The 26856-nt window shown below is 73.3% G+C and carries 16 protein-coding genes; 7 read left to right on the plus strand and 9 right to left on the minus strand.

Annotated elements, in window-relative coordinates; genetic code table 11:
- Nucleotides 1–52: 52 nt before the first annotated feature.
- Entirely contained in the window at nt 53–5119 is a 5067-nt protein-coding gene (locus WMF46_RS24665; protein WP_437987821.1) for a translocation/assembly module TamB domain-containing protein, read from the plus strand.
- Between the two features lie 63 nt (nt 5120–5182).
- Here WMF46_RS24665 and WMF46_RS24670 read toward each other — a convergent pair whose 3' ends face one another.
- Nucleotides 5183–5680 (minus strand): hypothetical protein, encoded by a 498-nt coding sequence (locus tag WMF46_RS24670; protein WP_437987822.1) that lies wholly within the window; start codon nt 5678–5680, stop codon nt 5183–5185.
- A 96-nt stretch (nt 5681–5776) separates the two neighbouring features.
- Here WMF46_RS24670 and WMF46_RS24675 point away from each other — a divergent pair, with 96 nt between their 5' ends.
- Entirely contained in the window at nt 5777–6535 is a 759-nt protein-coding gene (locus WMF46_RS24675) for a class I SAM-dependent methyltransferase (RefSeq protein WP_437987823.1), read from the plus strand.
- Between the two features lie 18 nt (nt 6536–6553).
- Here the strand turns inward: WMF46_RS24675 and WMF46_RS24680 are convergent, their stop codons facing one another.
- The 5 genes from WMF46_RS24680 to rpsO all read right to left on the minus strand — a co-directional run bounded on the left by WMF46_RS24680 (nt 6554) and on the right by rpsO (nt 14424).
- Nucleotides 6554–7612 (minus strand): hypothetical protein, encoded by a 1059-nt coding sequence (locus tag WMF46_RS24680; protein WP_437987824.1) that lies wholly within the window; start codon nt 7610–7612, stop codon nt 6554–6556.
- A gap of 85 nt (nt 7613–7697) precedes the next feature.
- On the minus strand, nt 7698–9614 hold the full coding sequence (locus tag WMF46_RS24685) for a serine/threonine-protein kinase (RefSeq protein ID WP_437987825.1): 1917 nt from the start codon (nt 9612–9614) through the stop codon (nt 7698–7700).
- Entirely contained in the window at nt 9611–11038 is a 1428-nt protein-coding gene (gene pyk / locus WMF46_RS24690; protein ID WP_437987826.1) for a pyruvate kinase, read from the minus strand. The genes WMF46_RS24685 and pyk overlap by 4 nt, the downstream gene beginning before the upstream one ends.
- 290 nt (nt 11039–11328) lie before the next feature.
- Nucleotides 11329–13602 carry a polyribonucleotide nucleotidyltransferase gene (gene pnp / locus WMF46_RS24695; protein ID WP_437987827.1) on the minus strand — a complete coding sequence of 758 codons (2274 nt, stop codon included), beginning with the start codon at nt 13600–13602 and terminating at the stop codon, nt 11329–11331.
- Between the two features lie 555 nt (nt 13603–14157).
- A complete protein-coding gene (rpsO, locus tag WMF46_RS24700; RefSeq protein WP_437987828.1) occupies nt 14158–14424 on the minus strand; it encodes a 30S ribosomal protein S15 in 267 nt (88 codons plus the stop codon).
- 359 nt (nt 14425–14783) lie between these two features.
- Here rpsO and WMF46_RS24705 point away from each other — a divergent pair, with 359 nt between their 5' ends.
- A complete protein-coding gene (locus WMF46_RS24705) occupies nt 14784–16352 on the plus strand; it encodes a serine/threonine-protein kinase (protein ID WP_437987829.1) in 1569 nt (522 codons plus the stop codon).
- A gap of 7 nt (nt 16353–16359) precedes the next feature.
- On the opposite strand, the gene ruvX is transcribed toward WMF46_RS24705, so the two are convergent.
- The gene (gene ruvX, locus WMF46_RS24710) at nt 16360–16782 is read right to left on the minus strand and encodes a Holliday junction resolvase RuvX (RefSeq protein WP_437987830.1); all 423 of its coding nucleotides are present in this window, start codon (nt 16780–16782) and stop codon (nt 16360–16362) included.
- Nucleotides 16783–16920: 138 nt separating this feature from the next.
- Here ruvX and hisS point away from each other — a divergent pair, with 138 nt between their 5' ends.
- Genes hisS through WMF46_RS24725 form a run of 3 tightly spaced genes read left to right on the plus strand, consistent with a single transcriptional unit; the run spans nt 16921 to nt 20575 of the window.
- On the plus strand, nt 16921–18183 hold the full coding sequence (hisS, locus tag WMF46_RS24715; RefSeq protein WP_437987831.1) for a histidine--tRNA ligase: 1263 nt from the start codon (nt 16921–16923) through the stop codon (nt 18181–18183).
- Nucleotides 18180–19967, plus strand: coding sequence for a hypothetical protein (locus WMF46_RS24720; protein WP_437987832.1), 1788 nt, complete (start codon nt 18180–18182; stop codon nt 19965–19967). The genes hisS and WMF46_RS24720 overlap by 4 nt, the downstream gene beginning before the upstream one ends.
- Nucleotides 19964–20575: a COMM domain-containing protein gene (locus WMF46_RS24725; RefSeq protein WP_437987833.1), complete on the plus strand. Its 612-nt coding sequence runs from the start codon at nt 19964–19966 to the stop codon at nt 20573–20575. Before WMF46_RS24720 ends, WMF46_RS24725 begins: the two co-directional genes overlap by 4 nt.
- 102 nt (nt 20576–20677) lie before the next feature.
- Here WMF46_RS24725 and WMF46_RS24730 read toward each other — a convergent pair whose 3' ends face one another.
- Both WMF46_RS24730 and WMF46_RS24735 read right to left on the minus strand, forming a co-directional pair.
- Nucleotides 20678–22897 carry a hybrid sensor histidine kinase/response regulator gene (locus WMF46_RS24730; protein ID WP_437987834.1) on the minus strand — a complete coding sequence of 740 codons (2220 nt, stop codon included), beginning with the start codon at nt 22895–22897 and terminating at the stop codon, nt 20678–20680.
- Between the two features lie 47 nt (nt 22898–22944).
- On the minus strand, nt 22945–25347 hold the full coding sequence (locus WMF46_RS24735) for a hypothetical protein (protein WP_437987835.1): 2403 nt from the start codon (nt 25345–25347) through the stop codon (nt 22945–22947).
- 242 nt (nt 25348–25589) lie between these two features.
- On the opposite strand from WMF46_RS24735, the gene WMF46_RS24740 reads away from it, so the two are divergent.
- Complete coding sequence (locus WMF46_RS24740; protein ID WP_437987836.1) at nt 25590–26840, plus strand: MFS transporter; 1251 nt, start codon at nt 25590–25592, stop codon at nt 26838–26840.
- The last annotated feature ends 16 nt before the right edge of the window (nt 26841–26856 follow it).

The following is a 26856-nucleotide window of genomic DNA, read 5'->3' on the forward strand; positions in this document are numbered from 1 at the left end:
GCGCCGCGCGCCAGCACGGTCGCCGCGCCCCGTGCGTACTAAGCTACCCGCCGTGACGCCCGATCCCGCACCCGAGGCGCGGCGCTCCTCGGCACCGCGCCCGGCGCGCGCGCCGGGACGGGCGCGCCGCGCTGCGTCCGCCGTCGCGGCGGCGCTCGGGCTCACGCTGACATTCGCGGGCGCCGCGGCCGTCGGCGTCGCGCTCCACCTCGACACGCCCGCCGCGCGCCGCGTCGCCCGCGACGCCACGAACCGGCTCCTCGGCTCGCTGTTCCAGGGGCGGATCGTGGCTGACGAGATCGACGCGCTCGGCCTGGGCGGCGTGCGGATCCGATCGGCGGTCGCGCTCGATCCACGGGGGAACAAGGTGATCCGCGCGAGCGGCCTCGAGGCGCGCGCCGACGTGCTCGCGATGCTCCGCGGCGCGCTCTTCGGCGCGGGCGCGCTCCGCATCGAGGTCCCGTACATCCGGGTCGAGCAGGCCGACGTGCTGGTCCAGGACAACGGCGCGGGGGGCGTCACCCTCGGCGACACGTTCACGCCGCTGCCGCCGCGAAGCCCGCCCTCGTCCAAGCCCGAGGATCCTCCGCGCGACGTCGTCGTCGCCCTCTCGCACGTCGAGATCGGGCGCGGGTGGGTCCACGGGCAGGTCGCTCCGCCGCGCGCGCTGGACGCCGATGTCAGCCGGCTCTTCGGGTCGGTGCACATCGGCCCGGAGGGCGTCGCGGTCGACGTCGATCAGACGGGCCTCGTGGATCGCGCGTTCCTGCCGGCCAGGACGGCGGGCACGGCGAACTACCACCTCCGCGCCGGGGACAAGGTCCGGATGTGGAGCAGCTTCGCCGGTCGGCTCGCCGACGTCGAGATCACCGCGCGGGCCGTGCTCGACGAGGAGCACCTCGAGGCGCAGGCGAGCGTCCCGCGCGCCACGCCGGAGCAGCTGCGGAGCCTCCTCCCGGATCACCCCCTCACCGAGCCGATCTCCGCGCGCGTGGCCGTGGACGGCCACCTCCCTCAGCTCGACGTGGTGGCCTCGGCCACGGCGGATCCTGCGGGCCCGGCGGGCGGCGGCCTCGCCCTCACCGGGCAGCTCGACGTGGCGGGGCCCGTGCGGCTCGACGCGGAGGTGCAGGCGCGCGACGTCGATCTGCGGCTCTTCGGCGTGCGCCTCTCGCCCGATACGGCGAGCGGCGCGGCGCCCGCCCCGGCCGGCGCGGCGCCCGCCCCGGCCGCGCCCGCCCGGCCCCGCGCCGTACCCACCCTGACCCACGCCGCGCCCGCCCTGCCCCGCGTTGCGCCCGCCCGGCTCCGCGCCGAAGCGACGAAGCCCGCGCCGGAGCGCGGCTCCGAACCGGCGCCTTTGATCACCGCGGACGGCCGGGTGCGCGTCGAGCTCGGCGACCTGCTCCGGCTCTCCGTCGAGGCGCGGACCGAGCCCACCGCGCTGCTCGGGCAACGCGTGCCGGCGGCGGACGTCCACCTCGTGCTCGACCGCGGCGAGCTCCACGCGCGCGTGCACCTCCATGAGCCGGGCGCGCCGATCGACGCCGCCGTCTCCCTCCTGCCGGGCGGGCAGGGCCTCCGCTTCGCGGCGACGGCCGACATCCCGGCGATCGCCGCGGCGCCGCGCCTCGCCGGGCCCGTCGACGGCGCCGGCCGCGTGCGCGTCGAGGGGAGCCTGCGCAAGGGAGCGCTCGACGCGCGCGTCGAAGGCGCGTTCGCCGGGCTCCGGGTCGGCCAGGACGTCGCGCTCGCCAGCGCGCGCGTCGCGGGGCGGGTCTCCGGGCCGATCGACGCGCTCTCGATCGACGCCTCGCTCTCCGGGAAGGAGGCGCTCGCCGGCGGCCACACGGTCGACGAGGTCACCGCGCAGATCTCCGGCCCGCTCGCCTCGCCGAAGCTCCGCGCGACGCTCACCGACGGCGACGACTCGCTGAGCGCCTCCGCGCGGCTGGCCACCACTCCCCTCGCCCTCCGCGACCTCGAGCTCCAGCTGAAGCGCGACGGCGCCGCGGTCGCGGGGAAGATCACGGCGATCACCTCCTCGGCCGGCGGGCTCGCCGTCGAGGGGCTCGATCTCTCCTCGGCCGAGCTCGGCTCGCTGAAGGGCCGGCTCGCGGTGCGGGGCGATGACGTGACCGGACGCCTCCGGGGCGACGGCATCGACGTCGGCCGCGTGGCCCGGCTCCTCGGGCTCCCGATCCGCGTGCGCGGGCGCGCGGAGGTCGACGTCGCGCTCGATCGGGACCGCGAGGCCGGTCGCTCGGGCCACGTACGGCTCGGCCTTGCGGGGGGCGAGATCGCGTTCCTGTCCGGCATCTCGGCGCAGCTCACGGCGACCTTCGAGCGCGACCAGATCAAGGCCGACGGGTCCGTGCGCATCGACGCGAAATCGCCGCAACCGAACGGGAACGGCGGGCAGCCGCCGAACCGCGCGTGGAACGACGCCCTGCCGCGGTGCGCCGGCACCCTCGCGAGCGTGCGTGTGTCCGGCGCCGAGGGCACGCTGGAAGGGCCCCTCCTGCGCGCGAAGACCTGGACCACCCTGGTCGGGAAGGCCGAGGTCGCCGCGAACGACTGGGACCTCGGCTGCCTCGCGCAGCTCATGCCGATCGGGCACATCGTGAGCGAGGTGCGCGGCAAGCTCACGACCAGCTTCGGGGTGTCGCGCGCGGCCGGCGAGCCGTTGCCTTCGCTGCACGACGTGCTCGTGCGGACGCACGGCCTCGCGCTCGCCGGTCCTCATCGGCTGGGCGCCGACCGCCCGGCCTGGGAGTCGCGCTTCGTCGACGCGCAGCTCAAGGGCTCGTTCAGCGGCGCGACCGGCAAGGCGGACGCCGCGCTGACCCTGTACGACGGCGGGCTGCTCGCCGACGTCTCCGGCGCGATCGAGCTCGATCTCGAGGCGCTCACGGGGCCGCCCGCGGCCCTTTGGTCGTCGCTCCTGCGCTCGCCCATCGCCGCGCACGCCTCCATCCCGCGGCGCGGGATGGACCAGCTCACCACGCTGCCCTCGTTCGTGCGCGAGGCGCTCCCGCCGCTCGCTGGCGAGGTGCGGATCGACGCGTACGCAAGCGGCACGATCGAGCGTCCGTTCCTGACGGCGCGCACCCTCTGGTGGGGCTTGACCTATGCGCCGCCGGGCGCCTCGAGCGCGACGGATCTCCTGTTCCCCACCGATCTCGACGCGTGGCTCACGTACGACAGCGAGAAGGCCACGCTGGACGCGCACGTCACGCGCGGCGCGGCCGAGATCGCGACCGTGAGCGCCGAGGTGCTCGCGCCGCTCGAGCGCCTGCTCGCGGACGTCCCGGCGCGCGCGCTCAAAGGCGCGCCTCCGCCCCCGGCGTGGACGGGCTCCTTCCGCGCGACGCTGCGCGAGGTCCCGCTCGGCGAGATCCCCCTGCTCGCCGACAGCGGCATCGCCGGGCGCGTGAGCGGCGAGATCGAGATGCGCGGCCTCAACATCGCGCCGTCGCTCAGGGCGCGCCTTACGGTGCCGGGCGTCACGCTCGGGAGCGACCTTGCCTTCGAGCGCGGCGTGCTCGCGCTGCGGATCGACCCGATGCGCGAGGCCGGGCGCGGGAACCTCCGCGTCACCGAGCTCGCCCTCGAGGGCCGGCGCGGCGGCAAGATCCGCGCGAACGCCTTCGCCAGCGTGCGCTTCCGCGGCGGCTTCATCCCGGTCCTCGACGGCGAGCGCACGGACCTCGCCATCTCCGCGGAGCGCTTCCGGCTCGCGGCGCTCCAGCCGCTGGTCGGCGGGCTGCTGAGCAAGGTCGACGGGACGCTAAACGGCGATCTCCGCGTCGAGCTCGGCGGCCCCTCCGACGCGGACGGCAACCTCCGCGCCCAGCTGGAGGTCACGGACGGCGTCGTGCACATCCCGGAGCTCGGGCAGGAGCTGCGCGACGTGGCCGCCCGCATCACGGCCGAGGGCGGCGTCCTCCGGATCCAGGGCTTCCGCGCGGCGGGCACGACCGGGATGGCGCAGGGCTGGGCCCTGTTCCGGCTCGCCGGGCTGACGCTGCGCGACGGCGCCGGGGCGCTGACCATCGCCGAGGACCAGGCCCTCCCGCTCACGCTCGAGGGGGTGCCGCTCGGGACCGCCTCCGGGGCGCTGTCGTTCATCGCGGAGAAGAAGCCGGGCGAGCTCGCCCTGTACGCGACGGTCCCCACGCTCCGCGTCTCGCTGCCGGCGACGAGCAGCCGCGACGTCCAGCCGCTCGGCGACAACCCCGACATCTCCGTCTCGCAGCCGCTCGGGCCGGAGAAGCAGCGGCGCGCGGCGGACGCGCTCCGCTACTCCGTGGCGTTCGACGTGCGCGACGCGTTCGTCAGCGGCGCGGGGCTAAGGCTGCGCCTGCAGAGCGCCGAGGACGCGCCGCCGCGCGTCGTGATCGGAGAGGACACGCGGGTGTCGGGCGGCATCGTGGTCACGCGGGGCGAGCTCGAGATCTACGGCAAGGCGTTCGAGATCGAGGGCGGGCGCGTGCGCCTGCGCGAGGAGGACGCGTCGAACCCACACCTGAACGTCACGGCGCACTGGGACGCCCCCGACGGCACGCGCATCCACGTCGCCTTCAACGGCAACCTCCGGCCCATCACCGACAGGTCGCTGCGCTTCACCTCGAGCCCGCCGAGCTCGCAGCAGGACATCCTCGCGCGGCTCCTGTTCGGCGCCGATTTCTCGGAGGGCGCGCAGGCAGCGGGCTCCCAGACGCCCGCGGGCCTCGCGGCCGGCGGCGTCGCGGCGTCGGTCGGCAGCGAGATCGCGTCGGCGCAGTTCAACGCGCTGCTGAGCGGCATCGCGCCGCTGCGCGGGCTGACGACGCGGTTCGGGACGACGTCCGAGGGCGCGCTGAGGACGAGCCTGATCTACCGGCTGAGCGACAACCTGACGGCGCAGGCCACCTTCCAGGAAGGCGCGCAGCAGAGCGCCGCGACGGGATCGAGCGGGCCGACCCCTGGCGGGACGGCGAGCGAGCGCGGCACGCGGACCGAGGTCACCATCGACTGGCGCTTCAGCGAGCACTGGACGCTCCGCGGCACGGTGGGCGTCGACGCCCGCCAGGCGACCTCGGGCATGCTCGACCTGCTCTGGCAGTACCGGTACTGAGCCGAGCGCGGCCGCATCGGCCCCGTGCGACAGCGACCCCCTCGGGAGCTCCGGCGCGCGGGGCTAGCGCGCGGTCCGCGGGGGCAGCGTGACCTCGCGCCCGCCGACGGAGAGCCTGGGCGGCTCGGCCTCGACGAGCAGCGGGGCGAGCTGCGTCTGCGCGTGGCGCGAGAAGCGCGCCTCGAGCGCGCCGCTCCGGGCGCGCGCGTACACGACGCCGTCCTCGCCGAGGGAGAGCGTCGCCGGATCGAGCGGCTCCTCCGTGCCGTCGAACAGGAGCAGCGAGACCGCGCCGCCCTCGCCGATCCGGAGCGCGTCGACGAAGAGCGGCGCGTCGTCGACCTGGAAGTAACACCAGTCGTAGCCGTTCGTGAGGATCGGCCGGCCGTCGTCCGGGTGCCGCCCGATCCAGGACCGGAGCCCGCGCTCGATCGCCGGATGGTCGACCCGGGCGCCGTCGTGCCAGAAACGGCCCTCGCGATCGAGCCGGATCGAGCTCTCGCGGGAGGTCCCTGGGGGCGGCGCGAAGCGGAAGAAATCGGGATGGTCGCCGGGTTTCATGGGTCACCTCGCAGGAGAGATGCGGCCCGGCGCGGTGAATCGCAAGGAGCGCAAGGAGCGCGGGCAGCCCGCGGCGCGGAGTACTATAGCGGGCCCATGGGAGCCCAGACGGTAGAGGTCGGCACGGACGAGCACCTGCGCGCGACGCGGGCGTACTACGACGAGTTCTCCTCGCGCTACGAGGCCCGGCGCGGAGGGCGCGATCCCGGGGGCTACCACGACCTCGTCGACGCGCTCGAGGTCGACTTCGTGCGCCGCTTCGGCGAGGGCCGCGACGTGCTCGAGGTGGGGTGCGGGACCGGGCTCCTGCTCGCGCGGATCGGCGCGTTCGCGCGCGCCGCGCGCGGGGTCGATCTCTCGCCCGGCATGCTCGAGCGCGCCAGGGAGCGCGGGCTCGACGTCGTGGAGGGGAGCGCGACCGACCTGCCGTTCGCCGACGAGAGCTTCGACGTCGCGTGCTCGTTCAAGGTGCTCGCCCACGTGGAGGACGTCCGTCGCGCGCTCTCGGAGATGGCGCGCGTGGTGCGGCCCGGCGGGCACGTGATCGCCGAGTTCTACAACCCCTACAGCCTGCGCGGGCTCGTGAAGCGGCTCGGCCCGGCGGGCGCCATCAGCGACAGGACCCGGGAGAGCGCCGTCTTCACGCGCTTCGACGCGCCGAGCGCCGCCGCCGCGCTGATGCCGGACGGCGTGCGCGTCGTCGCCTCGCGCGGGGTGCGGATCGTGACGCCGTTCGCGGCCGCGATGCGCGTGCCGGGCCTCGGGCGCCTCCTGCACAGGGCGGAGTGGGCGCTGTGCGACACGCCGCTCGCGCAGCTCGGCGGGTTCTGGATCGCCGCCGCGCGGAAGGCGTGAGCCGCGCGGCGCCCCCGGTCAGAACCGTCCGGTGAGCCCCGCGACCATGCCGCCGGGGACCACGGAGATCGTCGGCGCGGCGGTGAAGCTCGGCGGCGGCGGCACGGGGCGCGTCCGGAAGGAGACCCGCTCGGGGACGAACGTGATCTGCGCGTGGGCGATCCCGGCCGCGACGAGCGTCGCGAACGCCCCGAAGGCCACGCGGTTGATGGCGGCAGCGGTCCCGATACGGCTGTTCAGCGCGTCGATGTCGACGCGCTGCATCGGGCCGCCGCCCTGCCCCGAGGACCTCGGCGAGACGTCGACGTTCTCGTAGCTGGCCAGCGCGATCGCCGAGACGATCGAGGTCCCGCCGGCGACGGCCTGGCTCACCAGGAAGAACCACCCGAGCCCATCGTCGCCGTTCTGGAACTGCCCCACCCCGAAGGGCAGCATCGCGGTCCAGCGGGAGTTCTGCGCCACGACCCGCTCGCGCCCGGCGAGGCGATGGATCTCGGCGACCCAGCGGCGCTCGTCCTCGCGGCCCCGCTCGACCCGCAGCCGCGCCTCGCGCTGCGCCTCGGCCTTCTGCCGCGTCACCTCCTCGATGCGCGTCCGGATGCGCGCCCGAACCGCGGTGAACCGATCGATGACCTCGGGCTGGAACACCGCCGGGTTCGGCGAGTACACCGGGTTGTCGAGGAGGATCTTCTCGATGTACGCCTCGGCCTCGGCCGTGCGCCGCAGCGCCACGAGCGCCGCGGCGGCGAGGCCGCGCGCCCGCTCGACCAGGCCGGGCTCGGAGATCCTGCACGGCTTGCCCTCCGCCTCGATCGGGCCGCGCTCGCAGGGCGCGTTCGCGGGATCGAGCATCGCCGCGAAGCGGCTCACGGCCTCCTCGTAGTGCCCGGCGTCGAAGCGCGTCTTGGCGAGCTCGAACTGCTGCACGTCGTCGGCGCGCGCCGGCGCCGCGAAGCAGAGCGCGAGGGCGGCGGCGGCCGCCGCCGCGAGGCGCCGCGGCGCGCGCAGGGCGCGGCAGCCCCCGACCGATGGGAAGCGAGCGCCGGGAGATCTCCTGCCTGGAGTTCGCGCAGCCATGCGGAAGGGGTGCGCCGTGATGTAGCGGAGTTTGGACGGGGATGCTGAGAATTCCGGAGCGGACGCCACAATGACGGCAATGCCGTCAGCCGGACGGCCAGGAAACCGTGTTCGGCTCGCCGGCCACCAGCGTCACGTTGCCGACGCGCGGCGCGGCCTCCGGCGACGCGGGCGTGAAGAGACAGCTCCCGCTCCAGGACACGTCGTTCAAGGTCACGGCCTGCGGGGTGCCCGCATAGCCGATCAGGCCAATCTGCGGGCACGCGACCTGCGCGCTCGGCGGCGCGCCGCTCAGGACGACCGTGCTGGGCAGGATCTCCAGCTTGTGGATGATCCGCTGCGGCGCGGAGACGCCGGGCTTCGGCGCCACGACCGAGATGACGCCCGCGTACGGCTTGCAGCACCGCGAGCTCGGCACGCTGATGTGAACGGTGTGTGTGCCGATCTTGACGGGCGTGACCTTGTTCGCGCCGAACCAGCTGATCTCGACGCCGTCGAGCACCAGCCTGGCGCCGCTCGGGACGATCTGGAAGACGACGTCGCGCACCGCCGGAACGTCCTCCGCCGGCGCGGCCGAGGGCGGGATGTGCGGCAACGGTGGCCGCGCGCGGGGCCGCGGCGCGCTCGCGACCTCCCTGGCGCTCGGCGCGACCGCGCGCACGTTCGGCGACGGGATGAGGGCGTCCATGGGCGTCGCCGACGTCGGCGGCGTCGGCGGCTCGGCCGCCGCGAGCGCGTCCCCGTCCACCGGCGGCGGGTCGCGGAGCGCGCGGGCGATCGTGAACGCGGCGAGGCCGAGCGCCACCGACCCCAGCGCGACGAGCAGCGCGCGCAGCGCGAGCTTCTGCCGGTTGCGGCTCGCGTTCAGCTTCGTGAGCCGCTTGAGGATGGTGAGGTCGTTCGGCGCGAGGGCCAGCGCCCGGTTGTAGTCGGCGGCCGCGCCGGGCACGTCGCCGCGCTTGCGGCCGGCCTCCGCGCGCGCCACGAGGCGCGGGACGAGCCGTGCGACGTGCCGCTCGGTGTAGCCTGCCGGGTCGGCGAAGTAGGCGGCGAGCTCGGCGCGCGGCTCCGCGATCTCGAGCGCCGTGAGCTCGGCCCTGATCTGATCCGCGAGCGCGCGAGGGGTCGCCGGGCGGGCGGCGATGTCGTGCGCCAGGGCGCCCGCGACGATCCGGCTCCAGCGCGCGCCCACGGTGGCTCGCTCGCGCTCGGCCTCCGGGTAGATCCCCTCGAGCACCTTGCGGAGCACCTGCGCCGGGTTCTTGCCCTCGAACGGCAGGTGCCCGACGAGACACTCGTAGAAGAGCACCCCGAGCGCGAACACGTCGGTGCGCGCGTCGACCTCGCCGCCCTCGATCTGCTCCGGCGCCATGTGCGCCGGAGAGCCGAGCACCTGACCCGTCGAGGTGACGCCCTGAGCGTCGAGGATCTTGGCGATGCCGAAGTCGGTGAGCTTGATCACCACGCTCGCGCCGTCCCGGCTCTCGCCGGCGCGGTCGGAGGGCAGCTCGACGAGCACGTTCTCCGGCTTCACGTCGCGGTGGATGATCCCCGACGCGTGCGCGTGCTCCAGCGCGTCGCAGAGCTCGAGCACCACCGCGGCGCCGATCTCGGCCGGCATCTCGCGATGGGCGCCCAGGATCTTGCGCAGCGTGGCGCCGCGGAGCAGTTCGACGACGAGGTAGCGCTCGCGGTCCTGCTCGCTGGAGACGTCGTACACCTCGACGATGCCGGGGTGACGCAGCTTCGCCGCCGCGCGCGCCTCGGCGACGAAGCGGGTGCCGACCTCCGCGTTCTCCCGGAGGTGCTTGTGGATGATCTTGACGGCGACCTCGCGGCGGAGCCGCGGGTCGCGGGCGCGGTAGACCGTGGCCATCCCGCCGTGGCCTAGCTCCTCGATCAGCTCGTATTTCTCGAGCTTCGGGAGGACTTCTGCGCCCGCGTTTCTGGAGAGGGATTCCTGCTCGCCCGACGAGCTCCTATCGCGGGCGGGCAGGCTCATTCAACGACCTTCACCCGAATCGTGTTGGTCGACCCCGAGACGCCGACAGGAGCGCCGAAGATGGTGACGAGCTTGTCGCCCGGCGAGACGAGGCCGTTCGCAAGCAGGTACCCGGTGGCGCGCTCGATCATCTCGTCCGAGTTCCGGAGCGCGTCGACGGGGAACGGCACCACGCCCCAGAGCAGCGCGAGCCGCCGGCGCGTCGTGTCGTTCGGCGAGAAGGCGACGATCGGCACCACGGGGCGCGCCTTCGACGCGTACCGCGCGGTGAGGCCGCTCTCGGTGAACGCGATGATGAGCTTCGCGCCGATGTCCTTCGCGATGTCGCAGGCGGCGCGCGCGGTCGCCTCGGGGACGTTGGCGCGCTGCCCGGGCTGCTCGCTCGAGAGGTAACGATAGAACGAGCTCTGCTCGGCCTCCGTCACGATGCGGGCCATCATCCGCACGACGAGCGGCGGGTGCGCGCCCGTCGCGGTCTCCTGCGAGAGCATGACCGCGTCGGTGCCGTCGAAGACGGCCGTCGCCACGTCGCTCGCCTCGGCGCGCGTCGGGCGCGTCGCGGTCACCATCGACTGGAGCATCTCCGTCGCGACGATGACCGGCTTCTGGTGCACGCGGGCGAGGCCGAGGATCTCGCGCTGGATGATCGGCACCCGCTCCGGGTTGAACTCCACGCCGAGATCGCCGCGCGCGACCATCACCCCGTCCGAGGCGAGGATGATCGCCTCGAGGTTGTCGATGGCGCCTGGCGTCTCGATCTTGGAGACGATGGGCGTCGGGCGACCCCAGGCCTCGCAGATGTCGCGGACGTGCCGGACCTCGTCCGCGTTGCGGACGAACGAGAGGGCGACGTAGTCGACCCCCTGCGCAAGGCCGAAGCTGAGGTCGGCCTTGTCCTTCTCGGTCAGCGCGGAGATGCGCACACGCCTGGCGGGCAGGTGGACGCCGACGCGATCGCGCAGACGTCCGCCCTGCGTCACGCCGGCCTGGACGCGGTCCCCTTCGACCTTGGTCACGGTCACGACGACGCGGCCGTCGTCGAGCAGGATGACGTCGCCGGCCTGCAGATCGGACGCGAGCCCCTCGTAGAGGATCGGGATCTCGCCGGGCGTCGCGACAGGGCTGTCCCTGTTCGCCTCGGTCAGCCAAACGGTAGCCCCGTCAGCCACCTCGAAGGTGTTGCCGGGGAAGCGACCGGCTCGGATCTTCGGGCCACAGAGGTCCTGCAGGATCGCCACAGGCTTCCCGCATGCCTCCGCAGCCGCACGGACCGTGGCGATTGCTTTGCCATGATCCTCATGCGAGCCGTGAGAGAAGTTGAGTCGAGCGACATCCATACCGGCGCGGATAAGCTGCTCCAGCGTCGTTTGAGAGTCACACGAAGGGCCAATGGTACAGACGATTTTCGCTCTGCGTACGAGCACGGGCGGAGCATGCCACGAGCAGGGGTCGCGACACTACCCTGATTGTGAACGGGCCATGCGGACTTCACCGGATTCCAACAAAGCAGCTGGGGGATGAGCCGCTGCGCGGCGCGGCGCACGCGCGCGTCAACGCAGCAGCGGAGCGCGGCGGCCGGCCGTGCGCAGCAGCGACCCGCGCGCACGGCCGCGGATCGCTGCGAATCGGAGATCTCTCTGAGGGGGAGTGAGCGGCGGGACGGCTCGGGCGCGCGCCGCAGCGCGGCATGAGGTCCCGCCTTGAGGTCTTGTGACTAGGAGCGGCGCTCTCGGCGCTCGCGCGGCGGCCCGCCACGATCGCGCTCCATGCCGGGCCGCGATCCGCGATCGCCGCCGCGATCGCCGCCTCGCCCGCCCGGCCCATCGCGCCGCGGCGGCGGGCCGGCGTCGCGCGCCTGCGCCATGCGCTCGCGCGCCCGATCGCCCTCCTCGCCTTCCGGGAGCGGGAGCAGCTCGCGCCGGCTCAGCCGGATCTTCCCCTCGCGATCGACGCTCAGCACCTTCACGTCGAGCGAATCTCCCTCCTTGACGACGTCCTCGACGCGCTCGACGCGCGTGTGGGCCATCTCCGAGATGTGCAGCAGGCCGTCGGTGTTCGGGAGGATCTCGACGAAGGCGCCGAAGTCGGTGATGCGCTTGACCGTCCCCTTGTAGGTCGCGCCGACCTCGGGCTCGGCCGTCAGGCCCTTGATGATGTCGAGCGCCCTCTTCACCGCGTCGGAGTCGGCCGACGCGACGTTCACCGTGCCGTCGTCCTCGACGTCGATCGCGACGCCGGTCTGGTCGACGATGCCCTTGATGGTCTTGCCGCCGGGGCCGATGATCAGCCGGATCTGGTCGGGCTTCACGCGCACCGTGGTGATCCGCGGCGCGTACTGGCTGAGCTCGGGCCGCGTGGTCGGCAGCGTCTCGAGCATCTTGCCCAGGATGTGGAGCCGCCCCTCGCGCGCCTGATCCAGCGCCTGCGCCAGGATCTGCCGGCTCAGGCCCGCGATCTTGATGTCCATCTGGATCGCGGTCACGCCGCGCGCCGTGCCGCAGACCTTGAAGTCCATGTCACCGAGGTGATCCTCGTCGCCGAGGATGTCCGAGAGCACCGCGTAGCGCTCGCCCTCCATGATGAGGCCCATCGCGATGCCCGCGACGGGCGACTTGATCGGCACGCCCGCGTCCATGAGCGAGAGGCACCCGCCGCAGACGGCCGCCATCGACGACGAGCCGTTCGACTCGAGCGTCTCCGACACGATGCGGATCGTGTACGGGAACTGATCCGGCGCCGGGATCATCCGGGAGAGCGCGCGCTCGGCGAGCGCGCCGTGGCCGATCTCGCGCCGGCCGGGGCCGCGGAGCGGCTTCGTCTCGCCCGTCGAGAAGGGCGGGAAGTTGTAGTGGAGGTAGAAGCGCTTCCACGTCTCCCCCATCAGGCCGTCGATCTTCTGCTCGTCGGTCGAGGTGCCGAGCGTCGTCGTGACGATCGCCTGCGTCTCGCCGCGCTGGAACAGCGCGCTGCCGTGCACGCGCGGGAGCAGGCCGACCTCGCACATGATCGGCCGGATGCTCCTGCCGTCGCGGCCGTCGATGCGCCTGCCCTCCTCGGTCACGTAGGTGCGGACGACGTGCGCCTTGCGCTCCTCGAACTCCGCCTTCACGAGCCCCTGGAAAGGCAGGAGCTTCTCGGCGCCGAGCTCGGCGTTCAGCGTCTCGGTCAGCTTCTTCTTGAGCGAGCTGTAGCCGTCGTAGCGCGCCTTCTTGTCGGTCACCTTCGTCGCGGCCTTCAGGTCCTCGTCGACGATCTGGGCGACGCGCCGCTTGATCTCGTCCGGCAGCGCCGGCGCGACGAACTCGCGCTTCGGCTTGCCCACCGCGGCGCGCATCTTCTCGATCAGATCGATGACCGGCTGCGCGGTCTCGTGCGCGAACATCAGCGCGTCGATGATCTCCGCCTCGGTCGCCTCCGCGGCGCCGCCCTCGACCATCACGATCGCGTCGCGCGAGCAGGCGACGACGAGGTCGATGTCGCAGCGCTCGATGTCGGCGACCGTGGGGTACGCCACGAACTCGCCGTCGAGCCGGCCCACGCGCACGCCCACGACCGGCCCGTGCCAGGGGATGTCCGAGATGTGCAGCGCGGCGCTCGCCCCCGTCAGGGCGAGGACGTCCGCCTTGTTCTGCTTGTCGCTGGAGAGGACGGTCGCGATGATCTGCGTGTCCCGCTTGAAGCCCTCCGGGAAGAGGGGGCGGAGCGGGCGATCCATGAGGCGGCTCGAGAGGATCTCCTCCTCGCGCTGGCGCGCCTCGCGTTTGAAGAAGCCTCCGGGGATCTTGCCGGCGGCGTACGTCTTCTCGACGAACTCACAGGTGAGGGGGAAGAAGTCGAGGCCCGGCCGCTCGTCCTGCGAGACGGCGGTCACGAGCACCATCGTATCGCCGTAGGTGACGAGCACGGCCCCGTGGGCCTGCTTGGCCAGGCGGCCGGTCTCGAGGGTGAGGGCACGGCCACCCACCATGACGGATTCACGAACGAACATTGGGATTTCAGCTCTCTCTCGCGCGATCGCGAGGGCCGCTGCGTGCGGCGCTACGCCGAGCGCGAGGGGCTGCTCTTCTTCCTCGGTTCCTGCGCAGGAGCCGACCTGCTGCGCACGAAGCGAAGACGAAGACGCGCGGAGCCCGCGCTCGGGAACGGCGAGGCCCGATCGCCCCGCCGGTCCGTGGTCAATGAGTGACCTCCTTAGAGCGTCCGCTCCACTCTCGCCAGCGCAAAACGCAGGCGTTCAGGGGTGCGTCCCGCAAAACCTCCCGAACGGAAGGGACCGGAACGGCCGCGCGCGCAGGGGTGCTTGTGCAGAAAGGCGCGCGCGGAGCCGCGGATGAGGCGGACCGAGCGCGTGCGGGCCGCGAGCAGGACCGATCCCACGCGGACGAGCCGCTGGGGGGAACCGCCGGAGGTGGGGTGAAGCAGCAGGTGGGACAGGCAGACCCAGCGGGCCGACGGCAGGCGAGGTCGCCTGCTCTCGCGCAGCGCGGGCGTGCGACGCACGCCTCGCGCCGGGACCTCAGGCCTGATCGGCCCGAGAGTCGCGCTACTTGCGGAGGTTCAGGCGGCCGATGAGGCCGCGGTAGCGCTCGATGTCGACGCGCTTCAGGTAGTCGAGCTGCCGGCGGCGCTGGCTCACCAGCTTCAGCAGGCCGCGGCGGGAGTGGTGGTCCTTCTGGTGCGTGCGGAAGTGCTCCTGCAGCTGGTTGATCCGCTCGCTGAGGAGGGCGATCTGGACCTCCGGCGACCCGGTGTCGCCGTCATGGATCGCGTACTTCTGGATGATGTCCGTCTTCTGAACCGAGTGCAGCATGGCTGGCTCTCCATGGCCCTGCCGGTGCGCTACCGAGCGTCCGGGCCGGCTCGTCCTCTCCGAAGAAAACGGAAGAACGGGACCGGCGGCTGGCCAAGTGACGCCTGAATGTGAGCCCCACGCCCGTAGTGGCGGAAGCCCGCGAAGTTCAGGCCAGTGAGCTGAGGAGCGCGCGAGTATACGCAGGTGCCTCGGTCCGTCAACGCGGTCGACACGGGCCGCGCGATTTGTCACCCCCAGAACGGCCGATTGGTTACCCTCGGTCGGCGATGCCCGGCACCATGCGGCCCCCCGACGAAGCCTCCCGACCGCAGTCGGACGCGCGCGGCTCGCAGTCGGACCTTCATATCGCGAACGCGATGACGAGCCTCTCCTCTTCCGCTTCCGCCACGGCGCTCCCGACCTCCGGGAGCGACAACTCGACCCCCAAGGTCTGCCCCACCTGCGGGGTCCGGTACCCGGCCGAGTTCAGGGTTTGCCCGCGCGACGCCGCGACGCTCGACGAGTCGGAGGACGACGCGGTCCGCGACGACCTCGTCGGCAAGACGCTCAACGAGACGTACACGGTCGTGCGCGTCGTCGGCGAGGGCGGCATGGGGCGCGTCTACGAGGCGCGCCACACGCGGATCTCCAGCAAGCGGTTCGCCATCAAGATGCTGCACCCGGAGTTCGCGCGGCAGCCCCAGGTGATCTCGCGCTTCCAGCGCGAGGCCGAGGCCGCGGCCGCGGTGCAGAGCCCGTACGTCGTCACCGTCTTCGACGTCCACCGCACCGCGGAGGGCCGTCCGTTCCTCGTGAACGAGTTCCTCGAAGGCAAGGAGCTCGCCGACTACCTCAACGAGGCCGGCAAGATGAAGACCGGCCCCGCCGTGCGCATCGTCCGGCAGATCTGCAAGGCGCTCGCCGCGGCCCACGCGAAGGGCGTGGTGCACCGCGACATGAAGCCGGAGAACGTGTTCCTCACCGGCGACCTCGCGATGCCGACGGCCAAGGTGATCGACTTCGGCATCTCCAAGGTCGACGACGCGCCAGGCGCCGCGCTCACGCAGACCGGCATGATCATGGGCACGCCCTCGTACATGGCGCCGGAGCAGGCCCGCGGCGAGCGCGTCGATCACCGGGCGGACATCTACGCCGTCGGCGCGATCCTCTACTGCGCCCTCACCGGCAGCCGCCCGTTCGACCGCAACGATCCGACCGCGACGCTCACCGCGGTCCTCACCGAGGACCCGCCCCGCCCGCGCTCGCTCGAGCCGAGCATCCCCGAGCCGCTCGAGATGATCATCCAGCGGGCCATGGCGAAGGAGCCCGGCCATCGGTACCAGACGATGGAGGAGCTCGACGCGGAGCTCGCGCTCTACGACACCAGCGAGGCCGAGCCCAAGGAGCTCGACGCCCCCGGGTCGCCCGGGCCGCGCGTGTCGATGCCGTCGGCGCCGCGCGTGGCGCCGACGATGCAGCTCCGCCAGGCGCAGCAGGTGAGCATGGCGAGGCCGCTCATCCTGCTGCTCTTCGCGCTCGGCCTCTTCTGGGTCGCCGGCAGCCTGGTCACGCTGGTCACCGCGATCATCCGCCTGTCGCGCGGCGGCCAGGTGACCGACAACCTGACGGGCCTCGAGGCCGTCCTGCTCGCGTCCGGGATCGGCTTCGCGCTGATCACCCCCGCGCTGATCAGCGCGAGCCACGTGCGCAAGACCGTCTGGAACAACAGCATGAAGGCGGTCGATCTGGCCGACAACCTGCGCCGGCCGATCGTGGTCGGCCTGTGCGCGTACGGCTTCGCGTCGCTGCTCGTGCGGGTGGTGGAGGCCGTCGTCCTCCGGCGCGCGGCCGGCGTCGCGTGGCCCATGTGGGACGTCGTGCTGTTCGCGGTCGGCGCGATCGGCGCCGCCGGCGCGTACCTCTTGCTCCGCAGCGAGAGCCGATAGCTCCGCCCTAGCGCCGGTCCAGCCACGCCTGGAGCAGGAGCGCAGCCGCGGCCCCGTCCACGCGCTCCTTGCTCTTCCGCCCCGAGACGCCCCCGTCGCGCAGCCGCCGTGCCGCCTCGACCGTCGTCAGCCGCTCGTCGACGAGCTCCACCTCGACGCCGGCCGCGTCCGCCAGCGCCTGCGCGAAGGCCATTGCCCGCCGCGCGGCGGGCCCCTCGTCCCCGTTCATCTCGAGCGGCAGCCCCACGACGAACCGGGTGATGCCTTCGTCCCGAGCGAGCGCCGCAAGGGCCTCCAGGAGCGCCTTCCGGTTTCGCCCGTCGAGCAGCGGCCGCGGGTGCGCGTAGAGCCCGAGCTCGTCGGTCACCGCCACGCCCACGCGGGCCTTCCCAAGATCGATCGCCGCAGCGCGTGCCTTCGCCTTCGCCATGCCTCTGGAAAGACCCCATAGTCCTCGGGCGACGCGCCGGCGAGACCCGAGCGTAACCGGGAAGCATCCGACCGGCTTGACCCGCTCGCCAGCACCGACCATAAGCGCCGCGCGATGGAACTGCGCGCGGTACGGGGGATGAACGACATCCTCCCCGAAGAGGTGGAGCGCTGGCACAAGCTCGAGGGGGCCTTCCGCCTCCACGCGGAGCTCCACGGCTATGCCGAGGTGCGCACGCCGCTGCTCGAGCCGACGGAGCTCTTCCGGCACCAGATGGGCGAGACGACGGACGTGGTCGAGAAGGAGATGTACTCCTTCGAACGCCACGGCGATCACCTCACCGTCCGCCCCGAGGGCACCGCGGGCGCCGCGCGCGCCTACGTCGAGCACGCGGTCCACGCGAAGGAGCCGGTCACCCGCTGGTACTACCTCGGCCCGATGTTCCGCGGCGAGCGGCCGGCGAAGGGGCGCTACCGCCAGTTCTACCAGGCCGGCTGCGAGCTCTTCGGCGATCCCGGTCCGCTCTGCGACGCCGAGACGATCGACCTCGTCGCCGGCTTCCTGCAGCACATCGGGGTCGGCGAGTTCGTGGTCCACGTGAACTCGCTCGGCAGCGCGGGCACGCGCGAGCGCTACCGCGAGGCGCTGCTCGCCCACTACACGCCGCGCAAGGCCGAGCTCAGCGAGGACTCGCAGCGCCGCCTGGAGAAGAACCCCCTGCGCATCCTCGACTCGAAGGACCAGCGCGATCACGAGGTGTCGCGCGACGCGCCGTCGATCCTCGATCTGCTCGACGACGCGGACCGGGCGCACTGGGACGGCGTGCGCCGCTGCCTCGACGTGCTCGGCGTGAACTACGTCGTCGATCGGTCGCTCGTGCGGGGGCTCGACTACTACACGCGCACGCTCTTCGAGGTGAAGGCGACCGCGGGCGATCTCGGCGCCCAGAGCACGCTCGCGGGCGGCGGCCGCTACGACGCCATGGTCGCGGGGCTCGGCGGGCCGAGCGTGCCCGCGATCGGCTTCGCGATGGGGATGGAGCGGCTGCTCACGATGATGCCCGGCGCCTCGCCCCGCCGGAGGCCAGGCTGCTTCCTCGCCCCGCTCGGCCAGAGCGGCGCGGATCAGGCGCTCGTGCTGGCGAAGCAGCTGCGCGCGCTCGGCGTCCCGGTCGAGCTCGACGGGCGCGGCGGGCGGCTCAAGGCGATGCTCCGGCGCGCGGACTCCCTCGGCGCGCGGCTCTGCGTGATCCTGGGCGACGCGGAGATCGAGCGCGGCGTGCTCCAGATCAAGGATCTCGTGGCGCACGTGCAGGAGGAGATCCCGCTGGAGGGTGCGGCGCGCGTGCTCGCGGATCGGGCCCTCGAAGCGTCGCCCGGCGGCCAGCGGGGAGCGCGTTGACCTCCTCCGAGGCGATGGGAGCGCAGGACTGCTCGCGAGGGGCGCGCGGCGCGCCGGCGGGCGAGGGGCGGGGCCGCGCTCGGCGCGCGCGATCGGCGCTGTCGCTCGCCGCGGCGCTGGCCGCGCTCGCCGCGCCGTCCGTCGCGGCGGCGCAGCTCGGCTTCGGCCAGCCCGGCATGACGCAGCCGCCGCCCGCGAGCGCGCCGCCGAAGCCGCCGCCCGGCACGCCGGAGACGCACGCGGCGCCGACGTCCGAGGAGAGCCCGATCCAGACCCAGGAGCCGACCCTGCCGGAGGACCCGCTGGCGGTGCCGCCCGCGGTCAAGAAGCAGATCGGCACGAACGACGTCGGCGAGTGGGAGCGCGGGCGCGCCGAGGAGATCCAGCGCGACTGGTACGGCCCCTATTACAGCGAGCGGAGCGGCAGCTACCAGTTCAGGACAGTCTTCCCCCTGTGGGCGGAGCGCCGGATGCCCGGCGACCGCGCCACGATGGTGACGCCGCTCTACTACAACCGCCGGAGCAAGGACGTCGACGCCGACGTGCTCTTCCCCTTCTTCTGGAAGCTCCGCGACGAGAACACGTACACGACGATCGTCGGCCCGTTCATGCACCGCGAGTCCGAGGGTCGCCCCGCGAGCCCCGGGCGGGCGGCAGAGCCGGGCCGGCACGACAACTGGCTCGCGCCGCTCTTCTTCGAGGGCAAGCGCGACGACGGGAGCGGCTACTTCCACATCCCTCCCCTGCTGACCTTCACGCACCACACGGCGCGGAGCGGCTTCAACCTGATCGGCCCGCTCTTCTGCAGCTGGAAGGGCGGCCCCGCGTGCGACACGCGCACCGCCGACAAGATCGATCTCGGCCTGGCCCCCCTCTACTTCTACGGCCACGACGAGAGCAGCGAGTACGAGGTCATCCCGCCGCTCCTGCACTACTACCACTACAGCGACGTCGGAGACCGCTCCACGAACGTGTGGGGCCCGCTGATGTGGCAGCACTCCCGCAAGGGCGACGTGTTCAACATCATGCCCTTCTACTGGCACAGCTGGGGCAAGAACCACGATCGCACGACGCTGTTCCCGTTCTTCCACTACGGGTACGAGGGCAACAAGAGCCTGCTCATCACGCCGCTCTTCCTGAAGGCGCGGGGCGAGGAGGGCGAGAGCACCTTCGCGACCTGGGGCTACGCTCGCTACCGAGGGCGGACGGAGCTCGACATGATCACGCCGCTCTTCTGGCAATACCGGGATCCGGACATCGATCTCGAGCGGACGTTCCTGCTCCCGTTCTATTACCGGAACACCTCGCCGCGCAGCGATGATCTCGTGCTCTTCCCGTTCTATGGCCGCTTCAAGCGCCACGGGTTGAGCGACACCACCTGGCTCACGCCGCTCGTGCGGCACACGCGGGATCTCACCGGCTGGGAGACGGACATCTATCCGTTCTTCTACTCGGGGAGGAACCGCGACTCGACGCACCTCGTCGTCGCGCCGTTCCTCTGGGACTTCGCGTCGCCGACGTCGCGCACCACGGTGGCCCTGCCGTTCTTCTTCCGGTTCGCGGATCCAAACTCGGTGACGCAGGTCGCGCTCAACACCGTGTACCGGGAGCACCGGGTGCGGAACGGCAAGGAGTGGGAGTTCCACCTCGTCCCCCTGTTCTCGTACGGCGAGACCCCGGAAGGTCACTGGTGGAACGTCCTGTTCGGCCTCGCCGGGTACACGCGCGCGGGCACGGCGGCGACGATGCGGGCGCTCTACGTCCCGATCCAGCTGAGCCAATGAGCCCGCACGGTGCCGAGCTCCGCTGCCTCGGCGGAGCGCCGCCGCCCCCGGAGCTCGCCGCCGACCTGCGCCGGCTCCTGGAGCTGCCCGAGGGCGCGCGGCAGCGCCTCTGGGAGGCGCTCGGGCCGAGCCTCGGCGAGCCGGTGCCCGCCGCCGTCGAGCGGCTCCTCGACGCGTTCTGCCGCCGGCACGAGGTCGGCTCCGAGGCGCTCGCGCGCGTGCTCAAGGCGTGCCGATTCCTCGTCCGCGAGGCGAGCAAGCGCGACCTCGACCGCGCCGCGCTCGCGGCCGACCTCGCGGCGCTCGCGCCAGGCGAGGGCGCCGAGGAGCTCCAAGCGATCCTGCTCGCCGGCTACGACCAGGCCCGAGCGGTCGTGCGGCGGGAGATCGTGCGCGGCGCGCTGCTCGATCACGGCAAGCTGCTCACCGGCGTCGACTGGCGCGTCGACACGATCGCGGCCGCGAGCCGCGGCGCGAAGATCGCCGCCCCCGTCGTCGTGCTCACGCTGAGCTACCAGGAGGGCGAGCACCGCTCCCGGATCACCTTGCAAGCCACCCCAGACGTGCTGCGGGAGCTCCAGCAGATCTGCGCGCAGCTCCTCGGCTGATCTGTCGGTGACCAGCGCGCTCCAGCGGGCGCGCCGGTCACGGATCGCGAGCGCGCGACGTGGACGACAGGGAGGTCCCACCGGCGACAGCGCGGGCGCCTCTTACCTGCTGCTGTCGCGCGCCTCCGGGCGGGGCGCGGAGTTCGCGGAGACGACCTCGGCGATCGCGGAGAGCGCGTCCTCGGCGGAGAACGGCTTCTCCAGGAGCGGGCGGCCCGACGAGGCGAGGAACCGCTCGACATCGGCGCCGAAGCCCACGCCGGTCATGAAGATGAACCCCTGGGCCAGCACGGGATCGCTCTCGCGGATCCGCGTGTAGAAGACGTCGCCCGACATGCCGGGCATGCGCAGATCGCAGAGCACCACGTCGAAGCGCTGCCCGCCCGCGAGCATCCCCATCGCGGCGTCGGCGCTCGGCGCGAGCGCCACCTCGTGCACGCGGCCCAGCTGCTCGGACAGCGCGCGGGCGAGCGACGCCTCGTCCTCCACAACGAGCACGCGCACCCGCTTCGAGACGAGCCGCGGCACAGGCGAGACGCTCGGCGTCGCCTCGTCCGTCCGCCCCGCCGCGGGCAGCGAGATGATGAAGCGCGCGCCGCCCGGCGGGACGCTCCCCGGGACGGGGCTCTCCGCCGTGATCTGCCCGCCCGCGCGCTCGATGATCTCGCGGCTGATCGACAGCCCGAGCCCCGTGCCGACCTCGGGACCTTTCGTCGTGAAGAAGGGCGCCCAGATGCGCGGCAGGTTCTCCTCCGCGATGCCGGCGCCGGTGTCGCTCACCACGATCTCGACCGTCTCCCCGTCGCTCCGCGTCTCGACCGTCACCGTCTGATCGCGGGCCTCGTGCTTCGAGCCCGGCTTCGGGATCGCCTGGGCCGCGTTGACGAGGAGGTTCACGATGACCTGGCCGAGCCGGCCGTCATCCATGAGGATCGGCGGCACCTCGGACAGGTTCTTCACGATCTGCGCCCGCTCGATGATCTGGCCGCGCGTGAGGCTCAGCGCGGAATCGACCGTGCGGTTCGCGTCCGTCAGCGTGCGCCGCGAGCCCTCGGGCTGCGGCGGGCTCGCGAACAGCTTGAGATCGCGGACGATGTCGACGATGCGCTTGATCGAGTCGCGCAGCTCCTTCACGAGCTCCGACGCGCTGGAGGCGGCGCTGCCCTCCATGCGCACGTTCGGGCCGCGCAGGAGGCGGTCGAGCATGTCCAGGCCGAGCAGGATGAACGCCGCGGGGTTGTTGATCTCGTGCGCCACGCCGGCCGCGAGCGTGCCGAGCGTCGAGAGGCGATCGACCTGGATGAGCCGCGTGCGCGCCGCGTGCTCGGTGCTCACGTCCGCGAGGACGCCCTCGATCGCCACGACGCGGCCGCGATCCGAGACGAGCGGGTACACCGTGCCGCGCGCGGTGATCGCGTCGCCACCCCGCCGCCGCAGGCGCGCCTCGTAGGAGGCCGACGGGGCCCCGAGCTTGGCCCGCGCGACCGCGTCCTCGAAGCACATCACGCCCTCCGGGTCGGCGTGGGCCTCCCCGAGGAAGCCCGGCGTCCTGAGCGCCTCGGCCACCGGCACGCCCAGGAGCCGCTCGGCGTGCCGGTTCAGGAACGAGAGCTCGCCGGACTCGGGATCGAGCCGGAAGATGATGAGCGGCGCGTTGTCGAGGAGGTTCCGGTGCTGCTCCTCGAGCTCGCGGATCCTGAGCAGCCGCTCGGCGGCCTCGCGCTCCCCGGCGACGACGCGCAGCGAGCGATCCAGGCCGGCGCCGAGCGCGTCGGCGATCTCCTTGAGGAGCAGGATCGGCGCCGAGGCCGCCGCGCCGGCGTCCCCGTAGCCGACGACGAGCGCCGCGATGATCGGGCAGCCGAAGCCGCCGGCTCCGGCGCCGGCCGGCGCGGAGCGCGCGGCGGGGTGGCCGGGCTCGGCGCCAGGAGGCGCGGCCCGCACCGGGAGCGCGACGTACGAGAGGCACCCCTCGCTGGCGCCCATCTGGGCGAGGGCGTTCCCCGCGCGGGCGTCGTCGCAGGAGAACGGCTCGCCCTCGGCGAACACCCGCCGGAAGAGCGCCGCGGGCGCCGGCAGGCGCGCGCCGAACGGCGCGGCGGCGAGCGCGTCGCCGCGGAAGACCGAGTACGCGCGGAGCCCGCCCTCCGACTCCGGGAACACCACCGCGAAGAGCTGGAACGCGGCGAACCGGCCGACGGCCCCGGCGAGCTCCTCGAACGGCCTCGGCAGGAGCAGGTTCGAGTGGCGGGCCACGACGGTGAGGACAGCGTTCAGCGCGACGAGGCGGCCAACCCTCTCGCTCGCAGGCTCTGCGTGCATTTCCACGACATCTCACCACGTCAGCGCGCAGGGACGAGAGGCATTCTTCACTTTTCTCCGGCCGGCGGGTCGCCCGCGGTCGCCGGGGACATAGGCCGGGCCGCCGCGCCGGCGCAGCGCTCGAGCAGGCGGAGGGCGGCGTCCCGGCGCTCCTCGCTCACGGCCGGCCCCGTGCCGGCGGCCCCGTCGTGCGCTGCGTACTGGGCGAACATCCTGCGGGCGGTCTCGACGTCCTCGACGCCGCACGCGACAACGAGCCTCAGCCGCTCGGCCTCGATCCATACCCGCTGGATGGGCAGGTGGGCCGCGAGCGCGCGGTCCAGGCGATCGGCGGCCTCATCGAAGCGGCCGTCGCTCAGGTAATGGCGGCCGAGCAGGTAGTTCGGCAGGCCGTCGCCCGGGGATTGCGCGGCCCACGCGCCGAGGAGCTCCGCCGCACGGATCCTGTCGGGCGCGCCGCCGCGCGTGCCGATCAGCAGCTCGACGATGGCCGCGCGGGCGCGTTCGTCGTTCGCGGCGGCGATCTTCACGTCGAGGGTCCTGAGCCGGTCCTCGTCGACGAGCCGGCCGGCGACCTCGCCGTACCGCGCCGCCGCGCGCTCCCGGTCGCCCGCGGCGAGCGCGACGTCGCCGAGCCGCTCCGCCGCGCGGTCGCGCAGGTGGCGCGGGATCGACCCGTCCCCGGCGATGCCCTCGAGCTCGCGGATCCCCTCGCTCCGCTCGCCGGGCGCGTCGCTGGCGAGGCGCGTCTCGGCGATGGCGATGCGCGGCGCGGGGCTCCGGTCGAGCGACAGCACGCGCCGGTACGCGGCGATGGCGCCCTCGTGGTCGCCGCGCGCGCGCAGCGCCTCCGCCTCGTGGGTGCACGCGTCGACCACGTGCGGGCAGCGCCGCTCGAAGAGCGCCGGCCGATCGAAGCGGGCCTTCGCCTGCGCCTTCGCCGCGTCGGGGAGCGTGAGCGCGTCGAGATCGGCGTGCCACGCGCGCTCCATCACCTCCCACGAGGCGCCGGTGATCTCCGGCAGCGCCTTGCCGCCGTACCAGGCGCGCACCGCGTCCGCGCCGTACGTCGCGCGCACGTGGCCGACGAACGCGCCGCTCACGGTGTAGGCGGTCGACGAGTTCTCGGCGAGGAAGCCGAGCGCGAACAGGCGCGCGAGCGGCGGCAAGATCCCGAGATCTTTCATCGCCTTGGCCCACGCGCGCGGGCTCAGGTCCTCGCCCTCCCTTGGCGAGCCGGCGACGGCGATCCCCTCGATGAGCCCCGGGTCGGGGAGCCACCCGCCGAGCCGCCCGGCGACCTTGAACGGGCCGCGGGCGAAGGCGCCGGCGAGCACGTGCATGATCTCGTGCCCGAGCGTCGGGTGCGGGTAGCCGGCGGCCTGCAGGTACACCTCGCGGCGCCACGGCTTCGCGACGTACGTGCGCGACGCGCCCATGAGCGCGCCCTTCTGCGCGGCGCTCTCGAACAGGTAGGCGCGGACCCGGAGCGGCTGGCCGTCGACCACCGCGGGCGCCCCGAGCCAGCGCTCGCCGGCCTCGATGTGGGCGTCGCACTCGCGCACGAAGCGCTGGACGTCGGCCTCGCGTACGCCGCGCGGGTGGACGACCTCGCAGCGCTGGCCCTTCGAGAGCGCGCCGAGCTCGGCCGCGATGCTCTCGGAGGTCTGGAAGTGGCCGAGGCGCGCGCCCTCCAGGAGGGTCGCGGCGCTCAGCGCGGCGCTCGCGACGCCGAGCAGGAGCAGCCCGGGCCGTCCCTGGAGCTGGAACGACACCCGCCCGCCCGCATCATGCACGAGGTGCTGCGCGAGCGCCGACGCGGCGAACAGGGTGGCCAGCGTCCCGGCGCGGTAGGTCAGCAGCCCGGACGCGTCGACGACCGTGTCGTAGAGGGTGCCGCTGAAGAAGCCCGCGAAGGGGTCGTAAGCGAAGACGATCGGGCTCGTGTAGAAGCGGACGGCGCTCACGCCGATCGCGCCGAGGGGGGCGGCGAGCGCCGCGAGCACAGCGATGAGCCGGCGCCGCCACGCCGGGCGGGGAGGCGCGGCGTCGTCGCGGCGGATGCCGGCCGCGAGCTCGCCCGCGACGGCGCCCCAGGCGCCGCCGAGCGCCGCGCCGAGCCCGGGTCCGAGGGCGAAGTGCGCCGAGCCGCCGAGCACATCGCAGAAGCCGGCGCGCAGGCCGTGCGCCAGCGTGGTGGCGTACGCGACGACCGCGAGCAGGGCGCCGCTCGCGACGCCGCGGCGGAACGCCTCGACAGGCGGCGGCCGATGCGCGGCGACGTCGAGGGCGGTCACGATCGCCGCGGCGCCCGGGACGATCAGGCCGGCGGCGAGCGCGCTCTCGTAGCCGGGGCCGTCGAAGAGGGGCAGGAAGCCGACGAGCGCCATCGCGATCGCGACGAGCGCGGCGCCGAGCCTGGTGGCCGGTGAACGCAGCAGCGTGGGCATGGTCGCGTGGGACTCCAGGGCTGCCTTCGTAGCCGCGCCTGCCCGGAGAGGCGAGCGGGATGCGGGCGCCCCGGCGCAATCCGGCGAGCTGCGTTCTCGATGGACGGTCCGGGGAGGAGGGCGGTGTCTTCCGAGGACCCGACGACACCGTGAGCGGTGATCGCATGGCCGCCGATCAGCCGTGTTCGATAGTGCACGCTTCTCCTTCCCTCCTCTTTTCTGCTCTGCTCACGCCCCAGACGATGTCCCCTCCTCCCGTCGGCCTCTCACACCATCCCGACTTCCTGCGCCTCTGGGCGGCGCAGGCGGTGAGCGCGGTCGGCAGCCGCATCAGCCGCACGGCGCTGCCCGTGATCGCCATCGTGAGCCTCGGGGCCGACGCGTCGGGCGTGGCGGTCCTCTCCGCCGTGTCCACCGCGCCGGCCGTCCTCGTGGGGCTCTTCGCGGGCGGGCTCGTCGATCGCTCGCGCAAGCGGCCGCTCCTCGTCGGCGCGGATCTCGTGCGCGCGGCGCTGATCCTCTCGGTGCCGATCGCGGCCTGGACCGGCACGCTCACCCTGCTCCAGCTCTCCGTGGTGGCCGCGCTGGTGGGCATGGCCACGTCGCTGTTCCAGATCGCCGACAACGCCTACTTGCCGGCGCTTGTGGGGCAAGACCACCTGGTCAAGGCAAACGCCAGGCTGGAGGGGACCGAGGCCGCCGCGGAGATCGCCGGCCCCGGCGCCGCGGGCATCCTGATCCAGGCGCTGACGGCGCCGGTGACGATGGTGGTGGACGCGCTGTCGTATCTCGTGTCGGCGGCGCTCCTCGGGCGCATCCGGGCGGCGGAGGCGCCGGCCGTCCCCGCGGACGGCGGAGGCGATGGGGGCGCCTCGCTGGTCGAGGATCTCCGGGTGGGGCTGCGCCATGGCCTGGGCCACCCCGTGGTCGGGGCGACTTTCCTGGCGATGGCCGCCCACGCCCTCCTGCTCGGCGGGGTCTTCTCCGCGCTGTACATGCTCTATCTCCTGGAGCATCTGCGGCTGGACACGACCACGGTCGGGCTGATCATCAGCGTGGGCGGCATCGGCGCGCTGGGCGGCAGTTTCCTCGCGGGCTGGCTGGGCCGACGCCTCGGCGCCGGGCCGGCGATGATCCTCAGCCTGTTCATGAGTCAAGCCAGCTGCGCGCTCATCCCGCTGGCCGCGCAGCTCGGGCGGCTCGCGGTGCCTGCCCTCGTGGTGCACCAGCTCATCGGGGACGCGTTCCTCATGGCGTTCATGATCCACGCGGTGAGCGCCCGGCAATCCATACTGCCACTGCACGTGCTCGGCCGGGTCGACGCAACGCTCCATGTGCTCACCGGGGCGCTCCTGCCGGCGGGCACCCTGGCGGCCGGCTGGCTCGCGGGGCGGCTCGGCGTGGAGGCGACGGTCTGGGCGTTCGTCATCGCGGGGTTTGCAGCGCCGCTCCTGCTGCTGCGGCCCGCGGTGTGGAGGCTGCGGGCGGGGTGAGGGGGCGCTCGAGGGA

The organism is Sorangium sp. So ce117, assembly GCF_051524395.1.
Taxonomy (GTDB): Bacteria; Myxococcota_A; Polyangia; order Polyangiales; family Polyangiaceae; genus Sorangium; species Sorangium cellulosum_B.